Genomic DNA, 17,800 nt, shown 5'->3' with positions numbered 1-17,800 from the left:
TGTGATTTAAATCCACAAAATATACTATAACACATATTTGTTAGGAACAAAATAATTTATCACATTTATTGTAAAAGATAGGCGTTTACTTCAATCCAATTCCAAGGACCGGGCATATGCTGTAGCGAAAGAGAAAAAGGAGGTCATCAATATGGGGTTTTCTAATAATTCGGGATTTGCGTTAATTGTAGTTCTATTTATTTTGTTGATCATTGTGGGTTCTGCATACCTTTGTTAAAAAATATTGGATAAACTAGGCAAATAACCTAACACATGAAAAAAATAATGAATAAGATAAACAGAACGAATTGGAGGAGGTGTAGAAAATGAGCGGAGGCGTTGGATACGGCGGAGGTTTTGCCTTAATAGTTGTATTGTTCATTTTATTGATCATCGTAGGAGCTTCATGGTTATAATAAAATGAGCCTCAAAAAGATCTATGATAAAGAGGGAGCAATGAGTCACCTCTTTTGAAAAAAAGACTGGTCTAAGGATCGAATATGATCCTTTAGGCCAGTCTTTTTTATAGTTGGTCTCTGAGGTACATAGTGCACTAGTGCTACCATATGTTGATGGAAAAAGCTCTAATGCTTTTTTAACAATTCACAATATGATTTTTAAGTATAGAGAATCTCGATATAAGAAGAAAAGAGCAAAATAGTAATTAATACATTAATTGTACGAAACACTTTAGGCTGCCGCTCTTCAGGAATCTCCCTAACAATGCATAGTGTATTTGTTAAATTATTGAATATGTATAATATGAAAATCGCAAAAATAATAAAAGTGGAGATCAATACAATATCCTCCCCTTATCCCCTGTTAATATAACGATAGCAAATTTTTTGATAAAAAGATAGAAAAAACTATTCAAAATGTAAAAGAATAAAAATACTAACTGAAATTTTTAGATTTATATTGAAAGAAAGTAGAGAGCCTACTAAAAGACTCTCTATCTCACTAATATTTCATACCCATCTTCATTTTCTTCAATTAGGGCATCTTTAGGACTGGAAAATAAGCTTTTTGCATAGGATAAATCCGTTGCACAAATTCCAATATGATATGCGAGCAGAATAGTTGCATAATGAACATACTGCGGCATAAGCAAAGCGAAGGTTAGCAGTATGATATTAATGAATATAAACGGAAAAAGCAATGCAGCTGCAAATTGCTTTTTTTGAATTGGTTTTTTTACATTAAAATGAATAATCGGCAATACATAAAAATATATTTCGATCTTTAACTTCATAAATTTATAATAATTAATAATCGGCAAGAGATGACATAATTTATGAATAGGATATAGTAAAATAAAAGCGCCTAGAAAAATAAGAAAATACTTTTCTTGCAAAGGTGCGGAGGCAATGGATTGCAAAGGTACGTATAAAGTGATAAAACCAAGTAATGCGATCATCGTGGAGATAAAAAAACGTCGATTAAAATGATACCTTTTGTCCACGTTAAACGATTTCCAGCAATGCATGGCTAACAGCCTCCAAGAAGTTTATTTTGTAACACTAATCACCATACTTTAAGCTGAAATCGTAATAAAAGCAATAGGTTTTTTCTCTTTTTTAGCAGATAAGGTATATAATAAATTGATAAACTAAAGATGAGGAATGTTATATGGATAATTTAGTAGCAAGACTAGAGCGCCTTGAATATTATCAACAATTATTAATAAACATGGTTCCAGAAAATGGTCATGAATTTGATCAATTAATTATAAGAAAAAATCTCGATGAAAAAGAAGTGAAGGCATTCTATGCTTTATGTGAAGAGATGAGCATGAAGGTGGAGGAAGAAAAAGCGGCACAATTTGTCTTCCATGCTCCGCTGTTTAAAGATTTTCTTTCCCAATTAAATCCGAAGTTGAATATTGAAGAGGTGATAGATGCTTGTGAAAGACAAAAACTCTTTTTAGATCTGATGAAAGTTCTACAAAAAAATATGTAAATAAAAAATTAACCTACTGTTTCGATTTTTATTTTACTTATCTTACCGTCAACTTCTGAGAAGTTGTTTTCGATATTATGAAAGGATTTCTCAAAAATCTCCATAAAGTCATCCCCATAAATATTTCGAACAATGGCCATTAACTCCATCATTTCTGGAAACTTACCGTATAAATTTCTAAGCGGAAGTGCTCCTTGATAAATGGAGTTACTTTCTGGCTCATACACTTCCATTAATTCAAGAAACAAATTTTCTCCATCTTCTGTCAATTGAACATATGTATTACGCTTATCGCATTCTTTCTTAGAAAACTGTAAAAGATTTCGTTCTTCTAATCTTTTTGAAAAGTTAAATGCTGTAGATACATGCATCACTCCAAATTGAGCGATATCCGAAATAGAAGCACCATTTAAATGATAGGCAATGGATAAAATATGATGTTCATTAATATTTAAATCATATGGTTTTATCCAATTTTGCCAATCCTTTTCAATTGATTTCCATAATGCTTTACTCAACTGCGCCATACGTTGCGTAAAAAGCATTGATTCAATGATTGAATATTGCTTTTCTGCCATAACATTCCCCGCCTTATTTATCTTTAATATCATTATGCCAATAAAACAATAAATAATAAAGGTCTAAATTAACAAAATCTTTGAAAAGGGTTGAACAATAAAAAAACAAAGGCACGGATGCCTTTGTTAATTCACTTTCTTTTCCTGCAACCTCTGTTCTAATTGTGCCATTGTTTTTTGAATTTCTTGCATTTCTTGCTGTAAGGCTGTTTTATTTGGCTCAATATCGTTTTGCCATTCATTAACGGCCAATTTTACATCGCTTGCTAATTCTTTAATAATGATTTTGCTTTCATTAGATAGTTTCGAAACTGAATCTTTAATGTCAATAACATCATCTTTTAAATCAGCTGCTATTCTGATCCAGTTATCTTTGGAATCTTTGATTTGTGTGCGAAGTTCTTTGCCCGATAGTGGTGCGGAAAGTAGAGCAGTTGCAGCACCTACTGCACCTCCAATTAATAATCCATACGCTAATGCTTTTGCGTTCATTCTCATCACCTCAACTGTCATTATGATCTTATTCTAACCTTTTCTACAAAAGTTTAAAAACTCCTGCATCAATCTTTACCCTGTAACAATCATGGAAACACATATTTTCGCATAGAATAATAAAAAGTAGCAGTGATACTGAGGTGAGCAATGATGAGAGGTTTTATGACTTTTATGTTTTTTCTCGGTACAATATTATTATCAGGGATGTTGTATTTTGCCGCGTCCCATCGTAGGCCAGGTATCTATCCACCTAAAAAGTTATTAAAACAAAGGGCATTAACACTAGGCGGAGCAGGTTTTATTTTTATCATCATAGGAGTGCTGATAGCTTTATCTATAAAATAAAGAAGAACCCGGTTAATCAGGTTCTTCTTTACGTTTATACATGTGCTTGTTTAAGCATATTTGTTCTTTTTAAAATGGTTTTGACGAGAGGATAAAGAATGAATAACGCAATAGCATTTAACAGTACTGCAGGAAGAACGGCTCCTGCAAACAAACCAATAAATGCCCCTGGCAATCCAAATAAGATCCAAGCACTACCTAGGAAAATGACACCTGAAACGATTGTACAAACTCCTGTTAAGATTGTAACACCAGCAATACCAGGTAATTTTTTCACAATGAGTATATATAATCCGAAAAATATAAAAGCAGTAATTGGTTTATCAATGATATTTGGTATTTGCCCCATTGGAAATCCTGTAGTAAGTGCTGTTAATAGCCCCGTAACAATTCCTAAAAGTAATACATTTTTCTTTTCAGGAAATAAGACAATCCCTAAAAACATCATGGCAAGGAACATATCAGGTTTTATACCTAAAATAACGGGGGGGATGATAAAATGAAGTGCTGTACCCATTCCCATCAGCAGTGATAAAACAACAAGTGTTCTCGTATTCATTTTTAAATCTCTCCTCTTCTCAGCTAATCTCATTTTTTGCCTTTCCTGGACATGCACTCGTTGCCGCCAGCGAAAGATTAAAGATATTGTATCATATGCCCGTAAATTTTTGAAGTCAATAATTTATATAAAAAACTCCTGCAATACAGGAGTATGGTCTATTGTTATTGAATATTTTTAGATATGGATTGGGCAATATTTTTTAGGTCCTCATTTGTGTACCCTTTTTGATGGCTAATATATTTTGTATCAAATCCATCATTTTCATCATAACGCGGAATAAGATGCAAGTGATAATGAAAAACAGCTTGACCGGCAAATTCCCCATTATTATTTAAAAGGTTGAGACCTTGGGGCTTGAACTCTGTATTAATAGCACGGGAAATAGCAGGGATTGTTGCAAATAATTTTCCGGCTACATCCGGAGACAAATCATAAATATTTTCATTATGTATTTTGGGAATAACAAGGGTATGACCTTTGGTAATTTGGCTTAAATCTAGAAATGCTAACACATCATCATTCTCAAATACCTTCGCTGATGGCAACTCACCATTAATAATTTTACAAAAAACGCAGTTTGTCATAAAATATCCACCTTTCATGTGTATGATAAAGGTAATCTTATCATATGTCAGTAAAAGTGAAAACGAGCAGGGTTTCAAGAAAACCCTGCTCGCTGAAGGGAGTAGCGGATACTTGGAAAGTTTCTTTACAGTCAATTCTTAATGGAATTGATTTTGTTAAAGAAAAATCCGATTCTTCATTAGCATGCCCAACGCAATCATCTCCCTTGTTCATTTGATCAAGATCGATAATTAATGTACATGTTCAATGTTCATCGTGGCTTTCCGCTTCTACTACTGATAACTGTCTTCGACAACCACCTCAGTTTCGCTGAGTCTCAGTGACTCTTGGAAAGTTTCTTTTTAACCAATTCAATGGAATGAAAGGGTTAATGAAGAAATAGTCGATTCACCATTAGCATGCCCAACGCAATCATCTCCCTTGTTCATTTGATCAAGATTGATAATATTTGTACATGTTTCATTGTTCATCGTAGCTTTCCGCTTCTACTGCTGATAACTGTCTTTGACAACCACCTCAGTTTCGCTTAGTACCGCTCCTTCAAAGATTATGATGTCCGATGAATGAATTTATATGATTGGGAAATGTATCCAACTACAACTATGCGACACGAGCCCATTTTTGGTACAATGGTTAACATAGCAAACAAAGGAGAAGGGACGTTGAGTTATGTCTTTACTTGAAGTACAAAACTTAACAGGAGGTTATACAAAAACTCCTGTTTTAAAAGATATATCATTTACAATGGAATCGGGCCAAATGATTGGTTTAATAGGCTTAAATGGAGCTGGTAAAAGCACAACGATTAAACATATCATTGGATTAATGGAACAGCGCTCAGGGTTAATTAAGATCAATGGGAATCAACTCAAGGAAAATCCGGAAACATATCGGAAACAATTAACATTTGTGCCTGAGTCACCAATATTATACGAAGAACTAACATTGGAAGAACACTTGAAACTGACTGCGATGGCATATGGAATTCCCGAGCAAACGTATGAATCGAGAGTTGGTCCACTTTTAAAGGAATTCCGACTCGATAAAAAAATGAAATGGTTCCCTGCACACTTTTCAAAAGGAATGAAACAGAAAGTAATGATTATGTGTGCATTTCTTATTGAACCGTCATTGTATATTATTGATGAACCATTTGTTGGCCTTGATCCAATTGCTATTCAATCGCTCCTAGAATTAATGAATCGTATGAAGGGTAATGGAGCAGGAATATTAATGTCGACGCATATCTTGGCAACAGCTGAGCGTTATTGTGACGGATTTATTATTTTACATAATGGTGAAGTGAGGGCGAAGGGAACACTTACAGAACTTCAAGAAGAATTTGGTATGCAGGGCGCCTCTTTAGATGATATATATATCCAGCTAACAAAGGAAGATATTCATGAAGCAGATAAATGAACTGTGGCCAGAGCGGCTTCAAGCCTATATAAAAGAACTACGTCGTTATTTTAAATATATGTTTAATGATCATTTATTGTTTGTCCTCATCTTTGGAGGTGGAGCAGCAATTTATTATTATTCAGAATGGGTGAAGACACTTGGTTCTGGATTTCCAATTGGTATAATTATGGGGATTGTTCTAGCTATCCTTTTAGCAACCAGTCCCATTTATACATTACTAAAGGAAGCGGATATTGTTTTTCTTCTTCCGTTGGAAAAGAAGATGAACGCCTATTTTAAAAAAGGAATGGGATTAAGTTTTTTAAGCCAATCATATATATTGTTACTAGTACTTGCTGCATTTATGCCGATGTATGTACAGGTGACAGGTGATGGTTTTAAATCATTCTTTTATTTACTAGCAATAGTTCTTGTCCTAAAGATTTGGAATTTGAAGCTACATTGGATAATGCTTAGACTTACGGATAAACAATCCTTACTATTTGATTGGCTCTTTCGCTTTTTATTAAGTGCCTCTCTTCTTTATTTTATTATAGAAAAAGCTTCGTTATGGTTTATTGGCGCGATATTACTGATTATAATAGCCGTTACTTTATATTTTAGAGAAGAAATGAAAAATAAGTCTTTAAAATGGGAATTATTAATTGAAATAGAACAGAGTAGGATGCAGACATTTTATCGAGCTGCTAATATGTTTACGGATGTTCCCCATTTAAAGGGGCAAGTGAAACGAAGAAGATGGTTAGATCCATTATTTTCATCGATCCCATTTAAAAGCGATCAAACTTATCGATTTTTATACTCTAGAACGATAGTTAGAACAAGTGAGTTTTCTGGATTAATCTTGAGGTTGACAGTAATTCCTGCTATTTTAATCCTATTCAATAGCAACTTATATTTTTCAATAGGTATTTCCTTGTTATTTATTTACTTAACAGGTTTTCAGCTCTTACCGCTATTACGCAAGCATGATTTGAAGATCTGGACAAACTTATATCCAATTGATTTCAATCAAAAGAAACCAGCCTTTTTAAACTTGCTTTTAAAAATATTGGTAATGCAAGCAATTGTTTTTGGCATTAGCACAATAATTAGAGGGGATTTTCTGCAAGGGGTTATTGTAGGAGCGATAGCATGCTTGTTTGCCCTGTTATTTGCAAAGCTTTATGCACCAACAAGAGTAACAAAATTAGAAAAAAGATAAAAAGGCTGACAATTGTCAGCCTTTTTATTCATTTCGGCACAAATATTGACTATTTAAGATACCTTATTTACTTGATTAGCCAACCAAGCGGGGAATATGTATTTTATAAGTGATTCTGTTTGTAAATTTACGTGTTATCAGCCACTCACAGAGTTTACTGTCCACTCAGCTGGGATTATGAGCCACTCACGGGAATTACTGTCCACTCAGCTGGGATTATGAGCCACTCACGGGAATTACTGTCCACTCAGCCATAATTATGAGCCACTCACGGAATTTACTGTCCGCTCAGCAATAGATATGATCTGCAATGTTTTTGTGCTTTCGTTACTGTGATTTTATTGCAGCCCATCCCAGTGTTTTTGCTGCGGCTAGCATTGACTTTTCATTAATATCAAATTTTGGGTGATGATGTGGGTATGGGTTTTCTGTATCATCGGGTTTTGCTCCTGTGAAAAAGAAGGTTCCTTTTACATGCTGTAAATAATAAGCGAAATCTTCGGCAGCCATTTCAGGAACTTTTTGTTTTATTTCAATATTTTCAGGTATATCTTTGGCGCATTCAGCAAGGAAATTTGTTTCTGCCTCATGATTCACGACAGCTGGGTATCCTCGAACATATTTATAATCAAATGCACAATCGGCAGCTATGCAAGTACCTTTCACCATTCGTTCCATTTCCTTTTCGATTAAATCGCGAACATCTTCACTGAAAGTTCTTACCGTCCCAGAAATTCTCGCACTATCAGCAATCACGTTAAATGCATTGTCTGCAACGAATCCTCCAACTGTCACAACAGCTGGTTCAAGTGGATCAACCTTGCGACTAACTAATTGTTGAATATTCATAACTAGTTGAGAGCCGATGACAATAGCATCTTTCGTTTTATGTGGCTGTGCACCGTGTCCGCCATACCCTTTGATGATAATTTCAAATCTGTCAGCCGCTGCCATAATTGAACCTGTACGATAATGGATCGAACCGTATGGAAGGCCTGACCATAAATGAGTTCCGTAAATGACATCAACGCCGTCAAGGCAACCATCTTCAATCATAGAACTAGCCCCACCTGGTGCAAGTTCTTCCGCATGTTGATGGATTAACACATATTCACCTTCGAGATCCGCTCTCATTTTGTGAAGTACCTTACCTAATATTAATAACGTAGCAGTGTGCCCATCATGACCGCAAGCGTGCATTACACCTGAAACGAGTGATTTAAATGGTAAATTTGTTTCTTCTTGGATTGGTAATGCATCAAAGTCCGCTCGTAAAGCAACTGTTTTCCCTGGCTTTACACCTTTGATTCTTGCAACAACTCCGTTTCCACCTACTCCTCCTCTTACGTCGATGCCAAGCTGGTTGTAAAAGTCAACGATGTAAGCCGCTGTATTCTCTTCTTTGAAAGAAAGCTCTGGATTTTGATGCAAATAACGTCGGATCTCAGTCATTTCTTCGTAATGCTTATCCAAAAGTTCGAATAATAACTGTTTCATATGTAAAAACACCACCTAATGATTATAATAAGATTCAAAATAATTATAACAATAATTCATCTTAATTGTTGTGAAATGATAAAAGACCCTGAAGAATAGTTCTTCAGGGTCTCCGTATTAATCTTCCTGCTCTAGTTCATCCTCATCCACAATATAAGTCGATAAATAGGCTGAGCCGGAAAATATACTGGTGCTTGCGGTTGATTTTACTCCCATTAACTTACTAACTACTACTTTATATGCGTCTGTATTTTTCCAGGCCTCAAACGCCGCATGATCCCTCCACATTGTCATCACGATGTATGTATCGCTTGAAAGAGGGCGTAATACCCGCGATGCCAAAAATCCAGAAGCTTTTTCGACAAGACTAGGTCGGTCGGTGACCTCATATTCAAAAACTGGACGACCTTCGTCGCTAACAGGAATATTATTACAGGTGACAAAACCATGCTCGGCAATATCTCCAACAGAGTTAATTACTTCATATTTTCTTGGCGATTGAAATATAGAAGATCCAGTTGTTTCATGCCAAAGTAAAGTCGTCTCTATATTTTGCATTAATGTAATATTTTCCTCTGAATGTCGATCTTCAAAATGTTTTAAGTATTCATAGGTGCCAGTTGTAATGAATGTATACATTGATATCCCCCTTGATTCAGATAAAAATCACTTATGTCATTATACTGTAGCATTAATTTTGATCATTTAATAAATTTTCCCATGAAAAGGAAAATTCAAACCTATTTCATCGGGTTAGTTCAATCTTTCGTAAAATTATATATAAGCCGTGACCAAATTGCCATGAAAAAACTACAAATTTATGACAAGCAATATGTGTACCTATACAATAGATAATAAAAATACTATAGTTAAAACTGACAATAAAGACTAAATAATATAATTTTAGATAATCATCGTTAATAATATTATTATATGATAGAAATCTTTTGATCTTGAAAGGTGGAGACTATTTACTATGAAAAAAATAACGAATGATACATTTTTAAAAGCGGCTAGAGGCGAGCAAACTGATCATGTTCCTGTTTGGTATATGAGACAAGCTGGACGCTCTCAAGAGGAATATCGCAAAATAAAGGAGAAATACTCGCTATTTGAAATAACTCATCGTCCTGATATTTGCGCATATGTCACACGTTTACCTGTCGATATGTATGGTGTGGACGCTGCAATATTATATAAGGATATCATGACACCACTACCGGCATTAGGCGTTGACGTGGAAATTGTAAGTGGAATCGGTCCAGTAATTGATAACCCAATCCGTTCTGTTGCAGATGTAGAAAAACTTGGAGAGCTTAATCCAGAGCAAGATATATCTTATGTACTTGAAACAATAAAACTTTTGACTGAAGAACAATTGACAGTGCCATTAATCGGATTTGGTGGGGCACCATTTACACTTGCTAGTTATATGATCGAGGGCGGACCTTCAAAAAATTATCATAAAACGAAAGCATTTATGTATTCAGAGCCTAAGGCTTGGTCGAAACTAATGGATAAGTTAGCTGATATGACTGTTACATATTTAAAAGCACAAATTAAAGCTGGAGCTAGTGCAGTTCAACTTTTTGATTCATGGGTTGGCGCGTTGAGCCGTACAGATTATCAAATATTCATTAAGCCTTTCATGGCTAGAATTTTTGCGGAAATGAGAGAAGAGCAAGTTCCACTTATCATGCATGGAGTAGGCGCTAGCCATCTCGTTCTAGAATGGAATGATTTACCACTTGATGTTGTTGGTCTTGATTGGAGGCTTCCGATTGCAGAAGCGAGAAAATTAGGTGTTACAAAAGCGATTCAAGGTAACTTAGACCCAGCTGTATTGATTTCGGATTGGGCAACTGTAGAAGCGCGAGCGAAAGAAATAATTGATCAAGGGATCGAAAAACCTGGTTTTATATTTAACCTAGGGCATGGTGTTTTCCCAGAAGTGAATCCAGAAATGCTGAAAAAATTAACAGCATTTGTACATGAATATAGCGCTGATAAAATCAAGCAATTGCGATAATTCCACCTTAAAAGGAGTGCAGTAACTTGGCAAAAAAGAAAATCGGGCTTTTAGTTATGGCCTATGGTACACCGTACCATGAAGATGATATTGAAAGATATTACACACATATTCGACATGGCAGACCACCAACAAAGGAAGCGCTCGAAGACTTAGAAAATCGATATGAAGCAATTGGAGGTATATCACCTTTAGCTAAGATCACGGAGCAGCAGGCGTACGGTCTCCAAGATCGATTGAATGAAATACAAAATAGCATTGAGTTCAAAGCTTATATTGGTTTAAAACATATTGAGCCATTTATCGAAGATGCTGTAGAAAAAATGCATGCAGATGGTATTGAAGAAGCCGTGTCCATTGTGCTTGCCCCACACTTTTCTACTTTTAGCGTAAAGTCCTATAATGAGCGAGCAAAAGAAACAGCTGAAAAATTTGGAGGTTTAACAATAACTTCTATTGAAAGTTGGTATAAGGAACCGAAATTTATCGACCTTTGGGTTGATAAAGTGAAAGAAATTTACAAGGAAATGCCTGATGAAGAACGTGATGCTGCATGCTTAATCGTTTCAGCTCACAGCCTTCCTGAAAAAATACTTCAGTTCGGTGATCCATACCCTCAGCAGTTAAAGGAAACGGCGGATCTGATTGCAAAACAAGCTGGTATTACTGAGTATAAAGTAGGCTGGCAAAGTGCAGGAAATACACCAGAACCTTGGATCGGACCAGATGTACAGGATTTAACACGCGAATTATATAATGAAAAAGGATATAAAGCCTTTGTGTATATACCTGTAGGGTTCGTCTCTACCCATCTTGAGGTTCTTTATGATAATGATTTTGAATGTAAAGTAGTTACGGATGAGGTTTGTGCATCGTATTATCGTCCCGTGATGCCGGATGCACAGCCACTATTTATTGATGCATTGGCATCTGTCGTTTTAAAACAATTGGAAAAATAACTGAATAGAAGTAGGCGATTTTACCTTGAAGGAAAGTAAGAAAAAAGTTGTTGTGATCGGTGGTGGAATAACCGGTTTATCAACAGCGTATTATTTGCAGAAATCAATATCAGAACAAGGATTACCAATAGAGCTTCAGCTTATTGAAGCTAGTCATAAATTAGGCGGGAAAATTCAAACAGTATACAAAGATGGCTTCGTGATCGAAAGAGGTCCCGATTCATTTCTAGAAAGAAAGAAAAGTGCGGCGGAGTTGGCAACTGAAGTAGGGTTAGCAGACACGCTTGTCCATAATACGGCTGGAAAAGCATTTGTACTGGTGAAAAATAAGCTTCATCCAATGCCAGACGGTGCTGTAATGGGGATTCCAACAAAAATGGGTGCATTCGTCACAACAGACTTGTTCTCTGTTCAGGGGAAAATGAGGGCTGCTTTTGATATTATTATGCCCCGCTCGAAAATGGAAGGCGATCAATCACTTGGAACGTTTTTTCGAAGACGTCTTGGGGATGAAGTAGTTGAGAATTTAATTGAACCACTATTATCGGGAATTTATGCGGGTGACATTGACCAACTTAGTCTGATGTCTACATTCCCCCAATTTCATCAAGTGGAACGTGATCATCGCAGCTTAATTCTCGGGATGAAAAAAACAACACCTGTTGCGCCGAAGAATCGATTAAATAGTAAAACACAAGGGAAGTTTCTTACCCTTACTGGCGGTCTGCAATCTTTAGTTGACGCGTTAGAAGAGAAAATATCTCCTAGCTCAGTCATGAAAGGAACCCGGGTTATTTCTGTAGAAAAAAAGCCGGATGAAGCGGGTTACAATCTGAAGTTAAATAATGGAGAAATCATTCAAGCAGATAGCATTGTGCTTACATTGCCGCATTTAGCTTTAGCGGATTTATTTCCTAAACAAAAAGATTTCTGTAGCTATAAACAAATGCCATCGACTACTGTCGCAACTGTTGCGATGGCTTTTGATGCGGAAGAAGTGGAAGATCGGCTTGATGGCACTGGTTTTGTTGTTTCCCGTAATAGTGATTATACAATTACTGCATGTACGTGGACACATAAAAAGTGGCCACATACTACACCAGATGGTAAAGTCCTATTAAGATGCTATGTTGGTCGTGCTGGAGAAGAAACAGTCGTCGATTTATCAGATGAGGAAATTGAAAAAATTGTGTTAGATGATTTACGAGACACGATGAATATATTAGCGAAACCGGAATTTACGATTATTTCTCGTTGGAAAAATGCGATGCCACAATACAATGTGGGTCATAAAGCTAGACTACAAGAAGTGAAAGCAAATGTACGGGCAAATTTGCCTGGGGTCTTTATCGCTGGAAGTTCATTTGATGGACTAGCTATTCCAGACTGTATCGATCAGGGGAAAGCCGCTGTGAAAGACGTACTCGATTATATATAATTAAATGATTAGAAGAAGCGGCCATGATAGTGGTCGCTTTATTTTGCTGTGTAAGAGAGAATAAGGTTTTTAAGGTTCCTTTGTACAGGAAAGGCGCTTTGTGCATTTCTTATACAAATAGGTTTATCCATATCTAGCTCTAAATAAATATTAAAAGAAAAGAAAGGTTGATTAAACCGGTATTAGTTTTTTGTATAGTAAAGTGGTTAATTTTCTTCTAAATATATGTGAAGGAATGTTTATTTCCGTATAGGAGGCGTAATAAAAAACTAATGTTATAATAATCGTGCGTTTTCATTTTTAATAAAAACAGTAGATTACAGCAAAAGAAATTGAAATTCCATCCTTGCTTACAAATAATATGTATGCTATATTACATATTGTACTAAATGACTGAATTGGTATTTTGGTCACAAAGGGTAAAAAAGTGAGGTGATATAATTTGTCCGTTGATCGTAAACAGCTTATTATTAATGCTGCAACAAAGTCCTTTTCTTTATTCGGTTATAAAGCTACAACGATGGATCAGGTAGCTAAGCTCGCAAATGTTGGTAAAGGGACGATTTATACTTTTTTCAATAATAAAGAAGAGTTATTGGATGAGATTGTAACATCGCTTATCAAAGAAATGAAAACTGCTGCGGAAGACACAATTCAACCTGATCTCTCTTTTCATGAAAATGCAAACCGTGCTCTTTATCGATTATTGGAATTTCGAAAAGAACATCAATTAACAATTAAACTATTCCAAGAAGAGAAAGAAATTGGAACACCAGCGGTCATGGAAGTAATGCAAAAAGTTGAGCAGGCAATTATTAATTATATTAAAGGAAAAGTTATAGAGGCGATGGAAAAAGGAGAAATAAAAAACTGTAATCCAGAAATAACTGCATTTATTATGCTTAAACTTTATATTTCATTGATTTTTGATTGGGAAAAAAACCATAGACCATTAAATCGGCAAGATGTTGCATCTCTATTTGAATTTTATTTATTCGAGGGATTGTCACAATAGATAATCCCTATTTTTTTCGCTTAGTATGACCGTTTGAACAAAGTAGTCAAAATGTATCGTTGCATAGGAGGAAGTATTTTAATTATGAAACAAACGTTATTTTCAGCAGAATGGAAAAAAATATTCAAAAATAAAAAGTTGCTAATTCCACTTATCGCTGTGATGCTTGTACCAATTTTATATAGTGGCATGTTCCTTTGGGCTTTTTGGGATCCATATGATCGACTTGCAGATATGCCAGTGGCTGTAATAAATAATGATAAAGGTGCTGAGTTTGAAGGAGAACAATTAGATTTAGGAAATGACTTAGTCAATAAGTTGAAGGAAAATGATCAATTTACTTTTGATGTGGTTAGTGAAAAACAAGGTTATAAGGATTTGGAACAACAAAAGTATTATTTACTAATCGAAATACCAAATAATTTTTCAGAAAACGCTACGACATTACTAAATGAAGAACCTCAGAAGCTTGAGTTGAAATATATTCCAAATGAGAGCTTTAACTTCCTCTCCGCTCAGATCGGTGAGACTGCGGTTGATCAGATTAAATCTGCTGTAGCGAAGGAAGTAACAGCTACGTATGCAGAGACAATGTTTGATAAAGTCAAAGAAATGGCTGATGGGTTTGCTCATGCGAGTGATGGAACAAAAGAATTAAATGAAGGTGCTGGGGAATTACTTTCTGGTTCAAATAAGCTACATGAAAATTTAAATAATCTAGCTGCTAAATCACTAGAATTTAATCAAGGTGTCTCTACTCTACAATCTGGTACAGAAGAACTTGCTAAAGGAACAAAGGATCTTGCAAATGGATTGAATCAACTTGTTGACGGACATGGGCAGCTAGTTGATGGAGCCAAATCAGCAAGTGATGGAGCTGCTCAGCTAGCTGATGGTGCGAAAGCGGTGAACGCCGGGATTAAACAAGCAGGTAGCTCGATGGGAGAAATCAACGCTGGAACAGAACAAATTAAAAATGGTGCTGATCAATTAGCGAATAAATTGGGAGAATTCCAAAATGGTGCTACACAAGTTGCGCAAGGTGCAACAGAATTACATGCTGGAATCAAACAAATGAAATCACAGCTTGCGGGATTGGACGCTAAACTTGCCCCATTACCAATTCCCGAAGAAGTGAAGGTAGAATTAGGCAATCAATTGAAAGCAGAACTTGAAGCTGGTATTGAACAGTTAGAGGCTGGTAGTGGAAATCTAGCTGCGGGAACGGACCAACTTCAATCTGCTGCAGGTGAGTTACAAACAGGAGCAAGTACAATTGCAAATAAACTAGCTGAAGTCAATGCTGGTCAAAAGCAATTGCAGTCTGGTCTTGGTGAACTTGCTACAGGTTCAAATGATCTGCTAGCCGGGGTTGGAAAACTAGAAGAAGGTCAATTGAAATTAGCAGACGGAATCGTATTATTTGATCAAAAATTGCAAGACGCTAACGCTGGTGCAGGAAAACTTATGAGTGGTGCATCATTATTAACTGGCGGAGTGCATGAGCTTGCGAATGGTTCAAATAAATTAAGTGATGGTAGCCGTCAACTTGCTGATGGATCGAGTGAACTCGCAGATGGTACGAAAAAGTTAACGGATGGAACAACCGAATTAAATGAAAAACTCGGTGATGCTGCGGAAAAATCAAGCTCTGTTCATGCTGATGACCGCACGTACGATATGATGGGTGAACCTGTCGAAGTGAAAAATAATGGAATTAACCATGTTCCAAACTACGGTACAGGCTTTGCACCATATTTCTTATCACTGGGATTGTTTGTAGGGGCATTGCTACTTTCAATAGTTTTCCCGCTTCGTGATCCTGCTGTTAAACCGAAAAATGGTCTAACTTGGTTTTTCGGGAAATTCGGAGTCATTGCCATTGTCGGTATTGTACAGTCGTTGTTAGCAGTTGCGATTATGCTATTCGGTCTTGGGATTGAAGTGCAAAGCATTCCGCTATTCATTACTACAACGATCATTACAAGCCTAACATTTATCGTGCTTATTCAATTTTTAGTCACGATACTCGGTGATCCGGGACGTTTCATTGCGATTATTGTATTAATATTACAACTGACAACAAGCGCAGGAACATTCCCGCTTGAACTAATACCGGGACCACTACAGCCATTTAATGCTGCATTGCCTATGACTTATTCAGTTCAAGCATATAAAGCTGTAATTTCAAGCGGTGATTTCGGTTATATGTGGAAGAACCTAGGTATTCTTGGCGCATACTCGCTTGCGTTTATGGGATTAACATTTGGATTCTTTCGTTATAAATTTAAAAGACAATTTGCTTATGGAGATGGAGATAAGCAAGTAGAGGCATAAAAAAACATGCAGGATTGGGATTTTACCCATCCTGCATGTTTTTAATATTTTAATGCTGATTTAATATCTTTCAAAATTTGTTTGAATGGTACATCTGTATCACCAGGGTAATCACCAATAATTTCACCATTTTTATTTAGTAGATAAAAACTAACTCCATGAATGACTTGATCATCATCTCTTGGTTTCTTGACAATTGTTTTAAAATTTTTCGGCACGTAGTCTTCAATTTCTTTTTGAGAATACCCAGTTAGAAAGTGCCAAGTGGAAAAATCAGCTTCGAATGCTTCTCCATATTTCTTTAACACTTCGGGAGAGTCAATTTCGGGATCAATGCTAAAAGACACAAAATGTACATCTTCAAGACCTGCATCAATGACATCCTGTTGAAGCATACTCATATTAGCAGACATTGGCGGACAAACAGTTGTACAATTCGTGAATACAAAATCTGCTACCCATACCTTTCCTTCCAAATCTTTGAGCCCGAAAGGTTCACCATCTTGATCCGTATAATTAAAATCCTTAATTGGAGTACCTCTTTTTTCGGAAGAACAGGCACTTAAGATAAGTACGATAGACAGAAGAATTAATAACAAAAGCTTCTTCAAAAAACAAACCTCCTAGTAAATACAATTGCCTCTATTATAGCCGACGTATAGGGATTTTAGGACCTTATCAACGATTGTTCGGAAAATATCCAAATATGAAAAGGTAGTACATTAATCAGCGAAATATTGGAAAAAAATAAGATGTAGACATAATGGGTATTATTTGTTATATTGGCTTTATGAAACGTTCTATTTAAAGAACGCTTAATTAAAGATGTTAATGAGTATTTACGCTGACAATGTTTTTTTTTGCGCATTCGTTCGTTATAAAGTTATTTAAAGTAGATATATATACTTAATTTACTCGTTTTTTAGTGTAAACGCAGTATAAGTGGATGATTGGAAAGGAGTATAAGCGATGATTGGTAGTAGAATTCGACAAATACGAACGGAAAAAGGACTTACATTAGCCGAACTTTCAAAGAGAACTGGCATTGTTCAGACATATTTAAGGATAATTGAAAGAAATCTACAGAGCAATCCAACTGAAGAATACATTGTGAAAATTGCGACTGCATTAGATGTAGGTTTAGAGTATTTGCTCAATGGTACAAATATTACTTTTGAAGAGAAAAACCAATCTATTGCACATTTTATTTCTCTAAGGAAATGTATTGTGCAAATGAATGATAAGCAGTTAGAAGAAATGAAGGATTTCATAGAATATACGATGTGGAAAAGGCAGCGATTAAGGCAAGGTCCATAAGATTTTGTTACATAGTATGTGCAAGGAGTACCCTGAAAGATAGAGGAAGTACATAATT

The 17,800-nt window shown here is 35.8% G+C and carries 21 protein-coding genes; 12 read left to right on the top strand and 9 right to left on the bottom strand.

Features of this window, described 5'->3' with window-relative positions:
* Nucleotides 1–151 precede the first annotated feature (151 nt).
* Nucleotides 152–238 (top strand): YjcZ family sporulation protein, encoded by an 87-nt coding sequence (locus MHB53_RS08670; RefSeq protein ID WP_340924564.1) that lies wholly within the window; start codon nucleotides 152–154, stop codon nucleotides 236–238.
* Nucleotides 239–326: 88 nt separating this feature from the next.
* The gene (locus tag MHB53_RS08665) at nucleotides 327–416 is read left to right on the top strand and encodes a YjcZ family sporulation protein (RefSeq protein ID WP_340917266.1); all 90 of its coding nucleotides are present in this window, start codon (nucleotides 327–329) and stop codon (nucleotides 414–416) included.
* 201 nt (nucleotides 417–617) lie between these two features.
* On the opposite strand, the gene MHB53_RS08660 is transcribed toward MHB53_RS08665, so the two are convergent.
* Both MHB53_RS08660 and MHB53_RS08655 read right to left on the bottom strand, forming a co-directional pair.
* Nucleotides 618–797: a hypothetical protein gene (locus MHB53_RS08660; protein ID WP_340917263.1), complete on the bottom strand. Its 180-nt coding sequence runs from the start codon at nucleotides 795–797 to the stop codon at nucleotides 618–620.
* Nucleotides 798–952: 155 nt separating this feature from the next.
* Nucleotides 953–1,486, bottom strand: coding sequence for a DUF3267 domain-containing protein (locus tag MHB53_RS08655; protein WP_340917261.1), 534 nt, complete (start codon nucleotides 1,484–1,486; stop codon nucleotides 953–955).
* Nucleotides 1,487–1,629: 143 nt separating this feature from the next.
* Between MHB53_RS08655 and MHB53_RS08650 the strand changes: the two genes are divergently transcribed.
* A complete protein-coding gene (locus MHB53_RS08650) occupies nucleotides 1,630–1,959 on the top strand; it encodes a DUF1878 family protein (RefSeq protein WP_340917259.1) in 330 nt (109 codons plus the stop codon).
* An 8-nt stretch (nucleotides 1,960–1,967) separates the two neighbouring features.
* Here MHB53_RS08650 and MHB53_RS08645 read toward each other — a convergent pair whose 3' ends face one another.
* Together MHB53_RS08645 and MHB53_RS08640 are read right to left on the bottom strand one after the other, a co-directional pair.
* Nucleotides 1,968–2,537: an HTH-type transcriptional regulator Hpr gene (locus MHB53_RS08645; protein ID WP_340917256.1), complete on the bottom strand. Its 570-nt coding sequence runs from the start codon at nucleotides 2,535–2,537 to the stop codon at nucleotides 1,968–1,970.
* A gap of 126 nt (nucleotides 2,538–2,663) precedes the next feature.
* Nucleotides 2,664–3,029: a YtxH domain-containing protein gene (locus tag MHB53_RS08640; RefSeq protein WP_340917252.1), complete on the bottom strand. Its 366-nt coding sequence runs from the start codon at nucleotides 3,027–3,029 to the stop codon at nucleotides 2,664–2,666.
* 153 nt (nucleotides 3,030–3,182) lie between these two features.
* On the opposite strand from MHB53_RS08640, the gene MHB53_RS08635 reads away from it, so the two are divergent.
* The gene (locus MHB53_RS08635; protein WP_340917250.1) at nucleotides 3,183–3,377 is read left to right on the top strand and encodes a hypothetical protein; all 195 of its coding nucleotides are present in this window, start codon (nucleotides 3,183–3,185) and stop codon (nucleotides 3,375–3,377) included.
* A 34-nt stretch (nucleotides 3,378–3,411) separates the two neighbouring features.
* Here MHB53_RS08635 and MHB53_RS08630 read toward each other — a convergent pair whose 3' ends face one another.
* On the bottom strand, nucleotides 3,412–3,936 hold the full coding sequence (locus MHB53_RS08630; protein WP_340917247.1) for a tryptophan transporter: 525 nt from the start codon (nucleotides 3,934–3,936) through the stop codon (nucleotides 3,412–3,414).
* 164 nt (nucleotides 3,937–4,100) lie between these two features.
* The gene (locus MHB53_RS08625) at nucleotides 4,101–4,523 is read right to left on the bottom strand and encodes an HIT family protein (protein WP_340917245.1); all 423 of its coding nucleotides are present in this window, start codon (nucleotides 4,521–4,523) and stop codon (nucleotides 4,101–4,103) included.
* 670 nt (nucleotides 4,524–5,193) lie between these two features.
* Here MHB53_RS08625 and MHB53_RS08620 point away from each other — a divergent pair.
* Together MHB53_RS08620 and MHB53_RS08615 are read left to right on the top strand one after the other, a co-directional pair.
* Nucleotides 5,194–5,943, top strand: a complete 750-nt coding sequence (locus MHB53_RS08620) for an ABC transporter ATP-binding protein (RefSeq protein WP_340917242.1) — start codon at nucleotides 5,194–5,196, stop codon at nucleotides 5,941–5,943.
* Nucleotides 5,927–7,150, top strand: a complete 1,224-nt coding sequence (locus MHB53_RS08615) for an ABC transporter permease (RefSeq protein ID WP_340917241.1) — start codon at nucleotides 5,927–5,929, stop codon at nucleotides 7,148–7,150. The genes MHB53_RS08620 and MHB53_RS08615 overlap by 17 nt, the downstream gene beginning before the upstream one ends.
* Before the next feature lie 327 nt (nucleotides 7,151–7,477).
* Here the strand turns inward: MHB53_RS08615 and MHB53_RS08610 are convergent, their stop codons facing one another.
* Both MHB53_RS08610 and MHB53_RS08605 read right to left on the bottom strand, forming a co-directional pair.
* Nucleotides 7,478–8,647: an amidohydrolase gene (locus MHB53_RS08610; protein ID WP_340917239.1), complete on the bottom strand. Its 1,170-nt coding sequence runs from the start codon at nucleotides 8,645–8,647 to the stop codon at nucleotides 7,478–7,480.
* Between the two features lie 117 nt (nucleotides 8,648–8,764).
* Nucleotides 8,765–9,286, bottom strand: coding sequence for an antibiotic biosynthesis monooxygenase family protein (locus MHB53_RS08605; RefSeq protein WP_340917236.1), 522 nt, complete (start codon nucleotides 9,284–9,286; stop codon nucleotides 8,765–8,767).
* 337 nt (nucleotides 9,287–9,623) lie between these two features.
* On the opposite strand from MHB53_RS08605, the gene hemE reads away from it, so the two are divergent.
* The 5 genes from hemE to MHB53_RS08580 all read left to right on the top strand — a co-directional run bounded on the left by hemE (nucleotide 9,624) and on the right by MHB53_RS08580 (nucleotide 16,425).
* Nucleotides 9,624–10,676 (top strand): uroporphyrinogen decarboxylase, encoded by a 1,053-nt coding sequence (gene hemE / locus MHB53_RS08600; protein WP_340917234.1) that lies wholly within the window; start codon nucleotides 9,624–9,626, stop codon nucleotides 10,674–10,676.
* A 26-nt stretch (nucleotides 10,677–10,702) separates the two neighbouring features.
* Nucleotides 10,703–11,635, top strand: a complete 933-nt coding sequence (gene hemH, locus MHB53_RS08595; RefSeq protein ID WP_340917232.1) for a ferrochelatase — start codon at nucleotides 10,703–10,705, stop codon at nucleotides 11,633–11,635.
* Nucleotides 11,636–11,660: 25 nt separating this feature from the next.
* A complete protein-coding gene (hemY, locus tag MHB53_RS08590; protein ID WP_340917230.1) occupies nucleotides 11,661–13,073 on the top strand; it encodes a protoporphyrinogen oxidase in 1,413 nt (470 codons plus the stop codon).
* A 442-nt stretch (nucleotides 13,074–13,515) separates the two neighbouring features.
* Nucleotides 13,516–14,088 (top strand): TetR/AcrR family transcriptional regulator, encoded by a 573-nt coding sequence (locus MHB53_RS08585; protein ID WP_340917228.1) that lies wholly within the window; start codon nucleotides 13,516–13,518, stop codon nucleotides 14,086–14,088.
* A gap of 84 nt (nucleotides 14,089–14,172) precedes the next feature.
* A complete protein-coding gene (locus tag MHB53_RS08580) occupies nucleotides 14,173–16,425 on the top strand; it encodes a YhgE/Pip domain-containing protein (RefSeq protein WP_340917226.1) in 2,253 nt (750 codons plus the stop codon).
* 41 nt (nucleotides 16,426–16,466) lie between these two features.
* Here the strand turns inward: MHB53_RS08580 and MHB53_RS08575 are convergent, their stop codons facing one another.
* Complete coding sequence (locus tag MHB53_RS08575; RefSeq protein ID WP_340917223.1) at nucleotides 16,467–17,036, bottom strand: SCO family protein; 570 nt, start codon at nucleotides 17,034–17,036, stop codon at nucleotides 16,467–16,469.
* Between the two features lie 358 nt (nucleotides 17,037–17,394).
* On the opposite strand from MHB53_RS08575, the gene MHB53_RS08570 reads away from it, so the two are divergent.
* Nucleotides 17,395–17,742, top strand: a complete 348-nt coding sequence (locus tag MHB53_RS08570; RefSeq protein ID WP_340917221.1) for a helix-turn-helix domain-containing protein — start codon at nucleotides 17,395–17,397, stop codon at nucleotides 17,740–17,742.
* Nucleotides 17,743–17,800: the final 58 nt, after the last annotated feature.

It is taken from the genome of Bacillus sp. FSL K6-3431 (genome assembly GCF_038002605.1).
Taxonomy (GTDB): Bacteria; Bacillota; Bacilli; order Bacillales; family Bacillaceae_C; genus Lederbergia.
The sequence above is the reverse complement of the archived record's forward strand: the minus strand, read 5'-3'. Positions and strand labels throughout refer to the sequence as shown.